Source organism: Azovibrio sp. (assembly GCF_049658005.1).
GTDB lineage: Bacteria > Pseudomonadota > Gammaproteobacteria > Burkholderiales > Rhodocyclaceae > Azovibrio.
In genome coordinates this window covers 25,714-38,551 of the sequence record NZ_JBASOH010000052.1, presented here as the reverse complement: position 1 = coordinate 38,551, position 12,838 = coordinate 25,714, and the positions used below count along the sequence as shown (strand labels likewise).

Sequence of the window (12,838 nt, the reverse complement as noted above, 5' to 3'; positions counted from 1 at the left end):
GAACTCGCCGATCTGGCCTGTCAGGGCCTGGCCCGCCGCCGGCGCCTGCTGCAATCCCCCTGCGGCCCGCAGGCAGAGGTCGAAGGCCGCAAGATGCTCGCCTTTGCCAGCAACGACTACCTCGGTCTCGCCGCCCATCCCGCCCTTGCCGAGGCCATGGCCGAGGGAGCCTTGCGCTGGGGCGCGGGGAGCGGCGCTTCCCACCTGGTGAGCGGCCATCTGGCTCCCCATGCGGCCCTGGAGCAGCGTCTTGCCGAATTCACCGGCTTTCCCCGGGCGCTGACCTTCTCCACCGGCTATCTCGCCAACCTCGCCGTCACCCCCACCCTGGCCCCCGGCCGCGACGACGCCATCTTTGCCGACAAGCTCAACCACGCCTCCTTGATCGACGCGGCACGGCTCTCCCGCGCCCGGCACCACCGTTATCCCCACAACGACATGGCGGCGCTCGCGCGGCTCTTGGCGGCCAGCGACGCCCGCACCAAGGTCATCGTCAGCGACGCCGTGTTCAGCATGGACGGGGATCTTGCCCCCTTGCCGGAACTCTTCGAACTCGCCGAACGCTTCGATGCCTGGCTGGTGGTCGACGACGCCCACGGCTTTGGCGTACTCGGCCCGCACGGAGAAGGCAGCCTCGCCCATTGCCGCCTGCCGGCCCATCCCCGCGTGATCCTGATGGGCACCCTGGGCAAGGCGGCCGGGGTGGGCGGCGCCTTCGTGGCCGGCTCCGAAATCGCCATCGACTATCTGCTGCAAAAGGCGAGAAGCTACATCTTCACCACCGCCCAGCCCCCGGCCGTGGCCACGGCCCTGATGAAGAGCCTGGAACTGATCGCCGCCGGCGACGACCGGCGCGCCCATCTGCAGGCCCTGATCCGGCAGTTGCAAGAAGCGCTTTCCGGCCTGCCCTGGCAGCTCCTGCCTTCCGCAACCGCCATCCAGCCCTTGCTCGTCGGGGACAATGAGGCCGCCCTGGCCCTCTCGCAAGCGCTCTGGGAACAGGGCCTCTGGGTGGTGGCGATCCGCCCGCCCACGGTGCCCGCCGGTCGCGCCCGGCTGCGCATTTCCCTGAGCGCCGCGCACCGCCCTGAAGACGTGGACCGGCTGGCAGAGGCCCTGAGGGGATTGGCATGAGCCCGGCCGGCACGCTGGCCCCCCCGGCGCTCTTCCTACCCGGCTGGGGCTTAGGCTGCGGCCCCCTGGCCACGGTGCTGGAAGGAAGCGGCTGGCAGCTCCTGGACCTGCCCGGTATAAAGAGAAACCCGCAGGGAAACCTTCAGGGAAACCCACAGGAAAACCCGCCCGCCCATTTCGATAGCGCCGTAGAGGCCCTCTGCGCCTGCCTGCCGCCTTCTTGCCACCTGGGCGGCTGGTCCCTGGGCGCCCTCCTTGCCCTGGCCGCTGCCGCGCGGGCGCCGGAGCGGATCATAAGCCTCACCCTGGTGGCCGCCACCCCGAGCTTCGTCCAGCGTCCTGCCTGGCCCCATGGCCTCAGCCCGGCAGCCCTGCAGGATTTCGCCGCTCGCGTCGCCAAGGCGGGGGCCGGGGCCCTGCCCCGTTTCATCGCCCTTTTTTGCCAAGGCGATCACGAGGCCCGCGCCGCGGCCCGCCGGCTCGGCCAGCAGGCAAGCCCTCCCGCCCAGGAACTCTTGGAGGCGGGCCTTGTCTGGCTAGGCGAGGCGGACCTGCGCGAGGCCGTGCCCCACATCACCTGTCCGGTCACCCTGATCCACGGCGAAACCGACCCCCTGATGCCGCTCGCCGCCGCCCGCTGGCTGCAAGAACAGCTGCCGGCTGCCCGGTTGCAGCTCCTGCCCGGCAAGGCCCACGCGCCCTTTTCCCCTGATCCCGCCCTCTTCCTGGAGCAACTCCCACGACCATGACCTTGCCCCCCAAGAAACAGGTACGCCAATCCTTTGAACGGGCGGCCAGCACCTACGACAGTGCCGCCAAGGTCCAGCGCTGGGTCTGCGCCCGGCTGATCGGCGGCCTGCCGCCGATGCTGATTCCCGCCGTGATTCTCGATGCCGGCTGCGGCACCGGCTTTGCCCTGGAAATGCTGGGCCTGCGCTTTCCCGCCGCGCGCTGCATTGCCCTGGATTTTTCCCCGGCCATGCTGGCCCAGGTGAAGCAGCTGCAATTCGGTGTGGCCGGCGATGTAGAGCACATTCCCCTGCGCAGCGAGGTGGCGGCCCTCTACTGGTCCAACCTCACCGCCCAATGGTGCGACCCGGTTGCCCTGGCCCGGGAAGCCCGGCGCGTGCTCCGGCCGGACGGCATGCTCGCCCTCTCCAGCCTGGCCCCCGGCACCTTCATTGAACTGGATGAAACCTTTGCCGAGGTCGACCACTATCGCCACACCATTCCCTTCCGGCCGCCCCAGGTGCTGGAAGAAGCCCTGGCCCTGGCCGGTTTTCAGGAAATACGGGTCCGCATTGAACCCTGCGTGGCCCACTACAAGGACCTGAAGAACCTGCTTCAGGCCATCAAATTCGTCGGTGCCAGCCAGATCGGTCCACAACGCCGCCCCGGCCTGATGGGGCGCGGCACCTGGCAGAAACTGGAAGCCGCCTACGAGGCCCGCCGGACGCCCCGGGGCCTGCCGCTCACCTATCAGGTCATACTCTGCTACGCCAAGAAATGAGCTCTGCCTGCTTTGTCACCGGCACCGACACCGAAGTCGGCAAGACCTACGCCAGCGTTACCCTCCTGCACCGGGCCCGGCAGCTAGGCCGCACCGCCCTGGGCCTGAAAGCCGTGGCCGCCGGCACCGGCGCGGACGGGGAAAACGAGGACGTGCAAGCCCTGCGTGCCGCCAATAGCATCGCCCTCCCCGAGCGCACCCTGAACCCTTACCGCTTTACCGCCCCGATTGCCCCGCACATCGCCGCCCGCGAAGCCGGGGTGGACATCCGTTTTCCCCCCATCCTTGCCGCCCTCGCCGCAGCCCGGCAACGGGCGGGGCCCGATGGCCTGGTGCTGGTGGAAGGAGCAGGCGGTTTTCGCATTCCCCTGGGGCCGGATGGCGACAGCGCCGACCTGGCCGTGGCCCTGGGGCTACCCCTGATCCTCGTGGTCGGCCTGCGCCTGGGCTGCCTCAACCACGCCCTCCTCACGGTGGAAGCCATCGCCGCCCGCGGCCTCGTTCTCGCCGGCTGGATCGCCAACTGCATCGACCCGGCCATGAGCCGGTTTGACGACAATCTGCAAACTCTCACCGAACTGATCCTGGCGCCGCGGCTGGGGGTGATTCCGCATGGCCTGCCCGGCGGCCCTGCCGCCGCCGCCACCGGCCTGCAACTGCCGGCAGGATAGGCACGAACTCCGGCACGAATCCGGCACGAACTCAGTCGCGCCCGTCTCGCTCCCGGCGGTGCAGGGCCGCTTTCCTGGCACGCTTTTCGCGCAAACGCCCGGCATCCTCCAGACTCAACACCGCCGGCTCACCCGGCGTTTGATCCACTGGAATGACCCGCGCCCTGGGCGGCAACTCGAACTGCTCAGGAGACGCACGGGGCAAGCTTTTGAACAGCCGACGGTAACCTGTGCTTCAGCGATACCGCCAAGATGCTGCCAATTCCTGCCTGCAGCAACGACGGCTGTGGCTGTGGCTGTGGGGCTGTGGGGCTGTGACTGTGACTGTGACTGTGACTGTGACTGTGACTGTGACTGTGACTGTGACTGTGACTGTGACTGTAGTAGACTCCGGCGCCGTGTCTGCCTTCCGCCATCTCCTCCTCGCTCTCCTCCTTTGTGGCAGCCAGCTTCTGGCCGCTGCCCACCAGGTCGAGCATCTGCTGGAGCCGCAGGCCGGCCCGGCCCAGCACACCTGTCTGGTCTGCCTCTCGGCCCATGACCTGGGCACAGCCCTGCCCTCGGTGCCGTTGCTGGTCCTGCCGGCACCCGCGGTCATCCTGACGGCGGCCTCCGGGTCCTGCCCTGCGCCCTGCCTGCCCCTTCCCGCCCCCGTCCAGCGCGGCCCGCCTCTCGCCTGAAATTCACGCCCTTGTCCCACCGACCGTGAGCCTGCTGACGGCCGGTGGTCATTTTTTGCGTTTCAGGAGTTCATTCATGACCCGACTCACCCGAGCCGTGGCCCCCATGCTGCTGGCCACCCTTTCCGCCAGCGCTCAGGCCGCCAACGATGCCGATCTGGCCGCCATCCGCGACCAGATCGAAACCCTCAAGCACAGCTACGAACAACGTATCGCCGCCCTGGAAGCGCGCCTGGCCCAGGCGGAAACCAAGGCCGCCGCGCCCGCCCCCCTCCCAGCGGATACCGGCAGCGCCTCGACCTACGCCGCCGCCAGCAACCCGGCCATGCTCCACGCCGGGCCGGCACCTGCCAACGGCTTCAACCCCGAAATTTCCCTGACCCTGCAGGGCCGCTACAAAAACATGAAAGATGTGGCGGAACGCCGGATCAGCGGCTTTGCCTCCGCCAGCCACGACCACGCGACAAATGGGGTGGAAGGCTTTTCCCGGCGCGGTTTTTCCGTAGATCACACGGAACTGAGCCTGGCTGCCAACATCGACCCCTACTGGCGGGGCCAGGCCATTTTCGCCGTGCTGGATGGGGAAACCGAGGTGGAAGAAGCCTGGTTCCAATCCCTGGGCCTCGACCATGGGCTGGGCTTGAAGGCAGGCCGCTACCTTTCCGGCATCGGCTACCTGAACGAGAAGCACCCCCACGCCTGGGATTTTGCCGATGCGCCGCTGATGTATCAGGCCCTCTTCGGCGAACACGGCAGCTACGCCCAGGACGGCCTGCAGGTGAAATGGCTGGCCCCGACGCCGGTCTTCCTGGAATTCGGCGCGGAAATAGGCCGGGGCGCCAACTTTCCCGGCAGCGACCGCAACAGTAACGACGGCGGCAGCCATGCCCTGTTTGCCCATGTCGGCGACGACCTGGGCGATTCCCATAGCTGGCGAGCCGGGCTCTCCTACCTGCGCACCCGGGCCAGGGAACGGGAAAGCCATTTCGAAGACCTCAACGGCATGGAAGCCCAAGGCGCCTTCACCGGCAAATCCACCACCTGGATTGCCGATTTTGTCTGGAAGTGGGCGCCGGACGGCAACCCCAAATACCGCAACTTCACCTTCCAGAGCGAATACTTCCTGCGCCGCGAACAGGGCGATCTGAGCTGCAGGGACGAAGAAGGCATCGGCAACCTCTGCGCCGGCGACATGACCGGCGACTACCACACCCGCCAGTCCGGCGCCTACGTCCAGGGCGTTTACCAGTTCACCCCCAACTGGCGGGCCGGCCTGCGCTACGAGCGGCTAGATAGCGGCAACCAGGACCTGGGCGCCAACAACGCGACCCTGACCATCGACCACTACCGCCCCCGCCGGGCCACCGCCATGGTGGATTACAGCTGGAGCGAATTCTCCCGGATGCGGCTGCAATACGCCCAGGACAAATCCATGCGGGGGCTGACGGACAACCAGATCACCCTGCAATACATCATGAGTCTGGGTGCCCACGGCGCCCACAAATTCTAGGAGCCACCCCATGAAAACCATCGTCTTGATCCTCGCCCTGGCGGCGCTGCTGCCCCTGCCCGCCTGGGCCACCCTGCAGGTAGTGGCCTGCGAACCGGAATGGGCGGCCCTGGCCAGCGAAATCGGCGGCGACCGCCTCCAGGCCAGCAGCGCCACGACCGCCCGGCAGGACCCCCACCGCATCGAAGCCCGCCCCAGCCTGATCGCCCGGGTGCGCAATGCGGATCTGCTGATCTGCACCGGGCTGGAACTGGAAACCGGCTGGCTGCCGATCCTGCTCCAGCAATCCGGCAACAGCCGGGTGATGCCCGGACAACCCGGCTACCTGGAAGCCGGGCTACAGGTGCCCCGGCTCGAAGTGCACGCTCAGGTGGATCGCAGCCAGGGCGACGTGCACAGCGCCGGCAACCCCCACATCCAGCTCGACCCGCGCAACATCGCCCGGGTAGCCGAAGCGCTGACCCGGCGCCTGATCGAGCTGGACCCGGCCCAGGCCGCCCACTACCGGGCCCGGCACGAGGATTTCGCCCGCCGCTGGCAAGCCGCCCTGGAGCGCTGGGAAACCCGGGGCGCTCCCCTGCGGGGCCTGGCCGTCGTGGAGCACCACCGCAACATGAGCTACCTGCTCCACTGGCTGGGCATGAACTCCGTCGCCACCCTGGAACCCAAGCCCGGCGTGGAGCCCAGCGCCGCCCATCTGGCCCACCTCACCCGCCAGCTCCAGGCCCAGCCGGCACGCCTGGTGCTGCGCGCCGCCTACCAGGATGGCCGGGCCTCCCAGTGGCTGGCCGAACACACCGGCCCCCGCGCCGTGGTGCTGCCCTTTACCGTCGGCGGCAGCGAGCGAGCCCGGGACCTGTTCAGCCTCTTCGACGAAACCCTGGACCTGCTCCTGGACGCCGCCAAATGACTGAAAACCAGATGACTGATAACCAGATGACTGAAAACCAGATGACTGATAACCAGAGGACAGCAAACCATAGGATTGAAAACCCATGAACGCCATCCTGATTGAACTAGGCATCGTCCTCCCCGCCCTGCTGGCGGGGATGCTGGTGCTCGCCACCCACGTCCCCCTGGGCCAGCAAGTGCTGCGCCGAGGCATCGTCTTCATCGACCTGGCCATCGCCCAGATCGCCGCCCTGGGCGTCATCACCGCCGGGCTCCTGGATCTGCAGCAGGACTGGCAGATCCAGCTGGCGGCAGGCAGCGCCGCCCTGCTGGGCGCCCTGCTCCTGACCTGGACGGAAAAACGCTGGCCGGAAGTCCAGGAAGCCCAGATCGGCGTGGTCTTCGTCCTCGCCGCCAGCGGCGGGCTGCTGCTGCTCGCCAACAACCCGCACGGAGGCGAACACCTGCGCGACCTGCTAGCCGGGCAGATCCTCTGGGTCGGCTACCCGCAACTGGCCCTGCCCGCGCTGATCACGGCCCTGATCCTCGGCTTTTTCGCCTGGCGCCGGCAAAGCGCCCGGCGAGAAAGCGGCGCCGCCTTCTACCTGGCCTTCGCCCTGGCCGTCACCCTCTCGGTACAACTGGTGGGGGTGTATCTGGTATTCGCCAGCCTCATCGTGCCGGCCCTGGGAGTGCGCCGCGCCCCGCCTGCACGGCGGCTGGCCCTGGCCTATCTGGTGGGCCTGGGCGGCTACGCCAGCGGCCTGCTGCTTTCCCTCGCCACGGACCTGCCCGCCGGCGCCCTCATCGTCTGGTGCCTGAGCCTCCTGGCCATGCTGGCCTACGCCCTGGGCCCCCGTTCGACGGGCGGCTCAGGGGCGGCAGGCCCATCCCATGGAACGCCGCCCGAATGCGCGGTTTGCGCAAGTGCTCACCGGCCTCGACCCGATGAACAGGCCTGAACGGCTGATTCCCATGCCACGGATCAGCCGGAAAACCGCTCCCGCAGCCAGGCGTTGATGCGGTCGGACTCGTAGAGCCACTCAACCTGGCCATCGGGCCTGGTGATCTTCAGGCAGGGCACCCTCACCTTGCCGCCGCCTTGCTCCAGCTCGGCCCGGTTGGCAGCATCAAACTGGGCATCGCGCAGTTCGATGCCCAGCGAAAGCCGGCGCATTTCCTGGCGCACCTTGATGCAGAAGGGGCAGGTCTTGAACTGGTACAGGGCCAGCTTCCGGCAGGCGGCATCCACCGCCGCCTGGGCCTCGGGACTACGCAGCAAACCCTTGGGAGCGCTGATTTTCTCGCCCAGCAGCAAAAAGGGACCCATGACGACCCGCAGGGTCTTGAAAAAGCTTCGCATCAACCATCTCATCGGGAAATTTCCTTTATTTTTTCAGTAGATGCCCGTAAACCCGGGCCACCGTCATTCTACAGGAGCGCGGCGCAGCAGCCCGCCCGCCTGGGCCGGCACCTCCAGGCCACCGCGGCAGGCCACACCGCCAGCCTGCCATCTACCCGCCAGCCTGGCAGGCTCTCCCGCTGCACTGCAAATCCGTGCACAATCCGTGCACAATCCATGCAGAATCCGGCTGCCTTCGCGCCTTTGCGAGGCGGTTTCGAGGTTCATTTCAAGTCTGGCCCCTGCCCCATGTCACCCTCTCCTGCTGCCCCCGCTTCCGACTATCTCGAAGCCGGCACCCCCGCTTACCGCCGCGCCACTCTGGCGATGTGCATCGGGGGGTTTGCCACCTTCGCCCTGCTCTACGGTCCCCAGCCGCTGTTGCCCCTGCTCACCCGGGAATTCGCCGTGAGCCCCGCCAGCGCCAGCCTTTCCGTGTCGGCGGGCACGGCGGCCATGGCCTTGCTACTGATTCCCATGAGCCTCCTGTCGGACCGCTATGGCCGGGCCCTCCTGATGAAGCTTTCCCTCTTGGGTTCCGCCCTCTTCTCGTTGCTCTTGCCGCTCGCCGGCGACTTCGGCCAGTTGCTGGCCCTGCGCGCCCTGCAAGGCGTATTCATTGCCGGCCTGCCCGCTACCGCCATGGCCTGGCTGGGAGAAGAAGTCGCACCCCGGGCCCAGGGCCGGGCCATGGGCCTCTACATTGCCGGCAATGCCCTGGGCGGCATGAGCGGCCGCTTCATCGCCGCCCTGGTGGCCGAATGGAGCAACTGGCAGACCGCCTTTTTGGTGCTCGGGGCCATGGGCGCCCTCGCCGCCCTGCTGTTCTGGAAGAGCGTGCCCGCCTCCCGCCATTTCCACCGCCGCTCCCTGAAACCCGCCGCCCTGCTCGCCGACCTCGGCCAGATTCTGCGCGACCCGGGCCTCTCCCGGCTGATTCTGGCCGCCTTTCTGCTCATGGGGGCCTTCGTCGGGCTTTACAACTACCTCGGCTTTCGCCTGCATGCGCCGCCCTTCAACCTGAGCCAGACGGCGGTGGGGGCGATCTTCCTGCTCTATGTCATGGGCACCTGGGCCTCGGCCTGGTCGGGGCGGCTGGTGGACCGGGTGGGGCGGCAAAACGTGCTGTGGCTGATGGTGATGGTGATGGGCACCGGCCTTGCCACCACCCTGGCAAGCCAGCTGGCCCTGGTGATCCTGGGGGTGGCCCTCTTTACCTTCGGCTTTTTCGGGGCCCACACCACGGCCAGCGGCTGGGTGGGCGAGCGGGCCCGGGAGCGGCGCGCCCTCGCCGCGGCCTTGTATCTGACCGGCTACTACCTGGGCGCCAGCATCCCCGGCAGCCTCGCCGGGCTGGCCTGGAGCTGGGGCCAGTGGCCGGGAGTCGCCCTGGTGCTGGGCGCCTGCGTCCTGGGCGTGCTGGGGCTGGCCCTGCAGTTGCGGCGCCTGGCACCGCCCGCAAGATAGAAGGGATCAAAGGCAGGTTCGAGTTCCGCCGCCAACTGGTGTGCAAGACGGCGAGAAAGGGTGGCTGGCTCGTTGCCGTGCCATCGGGGAACACCTTGCTGTTGCGGGCAGGTGTCGGCAGACAACCGGCAGACAACCGGCAGACAACCGCCAGCAGCAAGAAGCCACCGAAGCGGATCAAGGGTGGCTCGATGCCGCCTTCGAGCCCTCCCCCTGCAGCTTCCGGTACAGGGTCCGCGGGCTGACCCCCAGCACCGCCGCCGCCCGAGCCACTTCTCCATTACAGCGGGGCAGCAGCCAGGCCAGGTAACGCTGTTCCAGGGTAAAGAGGTCCACGGGGGTTTCCAGGTGAAAGTCCGGAGGTTCCGGGCAGGGCGCGAAAGGGCCGCTGCAAAAAGGGCCGCTGCAGGATGTTTCGTCATCCAGGAAATCCCCCAGGTCGATTTCATCCCCGTCGGCCATCAAGGTGGCCCGCTCGATCAGGTTGCGCAGTTCCCGGATGTTGCCCGAGTAGCGTCGCGCCACCAGCCACTCCAGGGCCGCCGCGGTGAGCCGCCGGCCCGGGCGCCGGTCCACCCGTTCCAGGAGCGAGGCGGCCAGCAGGGGAATGTCTTCGGTCCGTTCGTGCAGGGCCGGGGTGTGGATGGGAAACGTGTTGATGCGGAAATACAGGTCCCGGCGGAAAGTCTCCGCTTCCACCATGGCGGCCAGGTTGCGGTGGGTAGCCGCCACCAGGCGGAAATCGGCGGCCAGACTATCGAGCCCACCCACCCGCCGGTAGGTGCCGGTTTCCAGAAGGCGCAGCAGCTTGACCTGCAGGGAAAGAGGTAGTTCGCCGATTTCATCGAGAAACAAGGTGCCTCCCGCTGCCGCCTCGACCAGGCCCAGCTTGCGGTGGGTGGCACCGGTGAAAGCCCCTTTTTCGTAGCCGAACAGCTCGCTTTCGAACAGGTTTTCGGTGAGGCCGGCGCAGTCCACGGCCACGAACGGCCCGTCGCAACGGTCGCTGGCCTCATGAATGGCCCGGGCGACCAGTTCCTTGCCGGTGCCGGTTTCTCCCAGGAGCAGCACCGAGGCGCTGGAATCCGCCACCCGCAACATCCGCTCCAGCATCCGCACGAAGGCGGGGGAACGCCCCACCAGACCCCGGGCCGCGGCTTTGCTGCTGGCCTGGCGCACCACCCGCATGGTTTCCACGAAATGGCGGACCCGCCCGGTTTCGTCCCGGATGGGGGTGAGTTCCACGTCCACATGCTCTTCGCCCCGGGGGGTGTGGTGCAGGTGCAGGACCCGCTGGGGCGCGTCGCTTTCCTGGCAACGGCTCAAGGGACAGGACTCGCCGGCCTGGTCGCAGGGCACCTGGAAATGGTGGGAGACGTCGTAGCAGGTGCGCCCCAGGATGACCTGGCTGGCGCCAAACTCCCGCACATAGGCCGGATTGGCGGCAATGATGCGGTAGCGGGCATCCATGACGATGCGGGGCTCGGGCAGGCCGTCCAGAAAGGAGACCAGTTCGGAGAGGGAATAGGGGTGCACGGGGATCTCCTTGCCAGATGTGGCAGGCAATCTTGCCATATTTGGCAAAAATGAACATCAGAAAACGCTGATGCAATTTGAGTGAGTCACATTAAACCAATGTAAATCATGTAGTTAGACATAAATCCCGGGGCTGGCATGGCTTTTGTAACAGGTTTCCCGGAAGCAGAGACCCTGAACCGACCGAGATGAAGCTCTTCCCACCTCTCCCCAAACCATCTTTGGCGCTCGAACTGGCCGGGGTGATCGTACTCAAGCTGGCGCTTTTGGGCCTGATCTGGTTCGTCTTCTTCGCCGATCAATCCCGTCCCCCCGTGGGAATCGACGCCATCGCCCAAGGCCTGCTCGACAGGGTTTCTGCTTCCTCCCCACCCCAAGACCAACCGTCTCATCCGAAAGAAGGAGCCTCTTCCCATGCTCACCGATGAACTGGTGGACCTCTCGCGGCTGCAATTCGCCGTGACGGCCATGTATCACTTCCTGTTCGTACCCCTCACCCTGGGACTGGCTTTCATCCTGGTCATCATGGAGAGCTGCTATGTGCTCACCGGTCGCCAGGTGTACAAGGACATGACCCAGTTCTGGGGCAAGCTGTTCGGCATCAATTTCGCCCTGGGCGTCACCACCGGCATCACCCTGGAGTTCCAGTTCGGCACCAACTGGGCTTACTACTCCCACTACATGGGCGACATCTTCGGCGCGCCGCTCGCCATCGAGGGCCTGATGGCCTTCTTCCTGGAATCCACCTTCATCGGGCTGTTCTTCTTCGGCTGGGACCGGCTCTCGAAACAAAAGCACCTGCTGGTGACCTTCCTGATGGCCTTCGGCTCCAACCTCTCGGCCCTATGGATCCTGATCGCCAACGGCTGGATGCAGGACCCGGTGGGCTCCGAGTTCAGCTACGTGACCATGCGCATGGAACTCACCGACTTCTGGGCCGTGGTGTTCAACCCCACCGCCCAGGCCAAGTTCGTGCATACCGTGTCGGCCGGCTACGTGACCGCTTCCGTGTTCGTGCTGGCGATCTCCTCCTGGTACCTTCTCAAGGGCCGGGACCTGGACTTTGCCAAGCGTTCCTTTCGTATCGCCGCCGCCTTCGGCTTTGCCTCCGCCTGTTCGGTGATCGTGCTCGGGGACGAATCCGGCTACACCGTGACCGAATCCCAGCAGACCAAACTCGCCGCCATGGAAGGCATGTGGGAAACCCACCCGGCGCCCGCCCCCTTCACCCTGTTCGCCCTGCCCGACGATGCCACCCGGAGCAATCAATATGCGGTGGAAATTCCCTGGGCCATGGGCATCATCGGCACCCGCTCCCTGGATAAGGAAATTCCCGGCATCAAGGAAATCGAAGCCGAAAACCGGCAACGCATCGCCTCCGGTGTGGAAGCCGTCAAAGCCCTGGAGATTCTACGCAGCAAGGCCGCCGAACCCGCCGCCAAGGAAGCCGCCCTGCCCGTGTTCGAAGCCCACAAGGCCGACCTGGGCTTTGGCCTGCTGTTGAAGAAGTACGTAAGCGACATGAACCAGGTGACACCGGAGCTGATCGCCCGGGCCGCCGCCGACACCATCCCCAAGGTGGCCCCGATGTTCTGGGCCTTCCGCCTGATGGTGGGCCTCGGCTTCGCCTTTTTCGCCCTGTTCGCCTTGGCGCTCTACTACAGCCTCAAGGACAAGTTCACCGAAAAGACCTGGTTGCTGCGCTGGGCGGTGTGGTTCATCCCCATGCCCTGGATCGCCTGCGAGCTGGGCTGGTTCGTGGCTGAGTACGGCCGCCAGCCCTGGACCGTCTATGGGGTGCTGCCCACCCACCTGTCCGTCTCCAGCCTCACCCCCGCCAGCCTCTACGGCTCCCTGGCCGGCTTCGTGGGCTTTTACACCCTGCTCCTGATCGTCGAGATGTACCTGATGATCAAGTTCGCCCGCCTGGGGCCCGCCAGCCTTGGCACCGGCCGCTACGGGGATCTTTCCTTCGCCGGCCAGGCCAGCACCGTTCCTCCCGGCAGCCCTGCCACCCGCCATCCGTCGGACCTCTGA

The 12,838-nt window shown here is 66.7% G+C and carries 14 protein-coding genes; 11 read left to right on the top strand and 3 right to left on the bottom strand.

Annotated features, from left to right (window positions below; translation table 11 throughout):
• The 4 genes from bioF to bioD all read left to right on the top strand — a co-directional run.
• Positions 1-1,134 (top strand): 8-amino-7-oxononanoate synthase (gene bioF, locus WBH99_RS05710; RefSeq protein WP_424219148.1); only part of this gene is annotated, 1,134 nt, incomplete at its 5' end.
• On the top strand, positions 1,131-1,883 hold the full coding sequence (locus tag WBH99_RS05705; RefSeq protein WP_424219147.1) for an alpha/beta fold hydrolase: 753 nt from the start codon (positions 1,131-1,133) through the stop codon (positions 1,881-1,883). The genes bioF and WBH99_RS05705, both read left to right, overlap by 4 nt.
• On the top strand, positions 1,880-2,644 hold the full coding sequence (bioC, locus tag WBH99_RS05700; RefSeq protein WP_424219146.1) for a malonyl-ACP O-methyltransferase BioC: 765 nt from the start codon (positions 1,880-1,882) through the stop codon (positions 2,642-2,644). Before WBH99_RS05705 ends, bioC begins: the two co-directional genes overlap by 4 nt.
• Positions 2,641-3,315 (top strand): dethiobiotin synthase, encoded by a 675-nt coding sequence (gene bioD, locus WBH99_RS05695; RefSeq protein WP_424219145.1) that lies wholly within the window; start codon positions 2,641-2,643, stop codon positions 3,313-3,315. The genes bioC and bioD overlap by 4 nt, the downstream gene beginning before the upstream one ends.
• A 31-nt stretch (positions 3,316-3,346) precedes the next feature.
• On the opposite strand, the gene WBH99_RS05690 is transcribed toward bioD, so the two are convergent.
• The gene (locus WBH99_RS05690; RefSeq protein ID WP_424219144.1) at positions 3,347-3,520 is read right to left on the bottom strand and encodes a hypothetical protein; all 174 of its coding nucleotides are present in this window, start codon (positions 3,518-3,520) and stop codon (positions 3,347-3,349) included.
• Positions 3,521-3,689: 169 nt separating this feature from the next.
• Between WBH99_RS05690 and WBH99_RS05685 the strand changes: the two genes are divergently transcribed.
• The 4 genes from WBH99_RS05685 (at position 3,690) to WBH99_RS05670 (ending at position 7,358) form a co-directional block, all read left to right on the top strand.
• Positions 3,690-3,995 carry a hypothetical protein gene (locus WBH99_RS05685; RefSeq protein WP_424219143.1) on the top strand — a complete coding sequence of 102 codons (306 nt, stop codon included), beginning with the start codon at positions 3,690-3,692 and terminating at the stop codon, positions 3,993-3,995.
• Between the two features lie 76 nt (positions 3,996-4,071).
• Positions 4,072-5,505: a TonB-dependent receptor gene (locus WBH99_RS05680; RefSeq protein WP_424219142.1), complete on the top strand. Its 1,434-nt coding sequence runs from the start codon at positions 4,072-4,074 to the stop codon at positions 5,503-5,505.
• Positions 5,506-5,515: 10 nt separating this feature from the next.
• Positions 5,516-6,415 (top strand): metal ABC transporter substrate-binding protein, encoded by a 900-nt coding sequence (locus tag WBH99_RS05675; protein WP_424219141.1) that lies wholly within the window; start codon positions 5,516-5,518, stop codon positions 6,413-6,415.
• An 85-nt stretch (positions 6,416-6,500) separates the two neighbouring features.
• The gene (locus WBH99_RS05670; protein ID WP_424219140.1) at positions 6,501-7,358 is read left to right on the top strand and encodes a metal ABC transporter permease; all 858 of its coding nucleotides are present in this window, start codon (positions 6,501-6,503) and stop codon (positions 7,356-7,358) included.
• A gap of 23 nt (positions 7,359-7,381) precedes the next feature.
• Here the strand turns inward: WBH99_RS05670 and WBH99_RS05665 are convergent, their stop codons facing one another.
• Positions 7,382-7,759 carry a glutaredoxin family protein gene (locus tag WBH99_RS05665; protein ID WP_424219139.1) on the bottom strand — a complete coding sequence of 126 codons (378 nt, stop codon included), beginning with the start codon at positions 7,757-7,759 and terminating at the stop codon, positions 7,382-7,384.
• A gap of 288 nt (positions 7,760-8,047) precedes the next feature.
• Here WBH99_RS05665 and WBH99_RS05660 point away from each other — a divergent pair, with 288 nt between their 5' ends.
• Positions 8,048-9,265, top strand: a complete 1,218-nt coding sequence (locus tag WBH99_RS05660) for an MFS transporter (RefSeq protein WP_424219138.1) — start codon at positions 8,048-8,050, stop codon at positions 9,263-9,265.
• Positions 9,266-9,442: 177 nt separating this feature from the next.
• Here WBH99_RS05660 and WBH99_RS05655 read toward each other — a convergent pair whose 3' ends face one another.
• Positions 9,443-10,807, bottom strand: coding sequence for a sigma-54 interaction domain-containing protein (locus WBH99_RS05655; protein ID WP_424219149.1), 1,365 nt, complete (start codon positions 10,805-10,807; stop codon positions 9,443-9,445).
• A gap of 182 nt (positions 10,808-10,989) precedes the next feature.
• On the opposite strand from WBH99_RS05655, the gene cydP reads away from it, so the two are divergent.
• On the top strand, positions 10,990-11,229 hold the full coding sequence (gene cydP / locus WBH99_RS05650; protein WP_424219137.1) for a cytochrome oxidase putative small subunit CydP: 240 nt from the start codon (positions 10,990-10,992) through the stop codon (positions 11,227-11,229).
• Positions 11,216-12,838 carry a cytochrome ubiquinol oxidase subunit I gene (locus tag WBH99_RS05645; RefSeq protein WP_424219136.1) on the top strand — a complete coding sequence of 541 codons (1,623 nt, stop codon included), beginning with the start codon at positions 11,216-11,218 and terminating at the stop codon, positions 12,836-12,838. Before cydP ends, WBH99_RS05645 begins: the two co-directional genes overlap by 14 nt.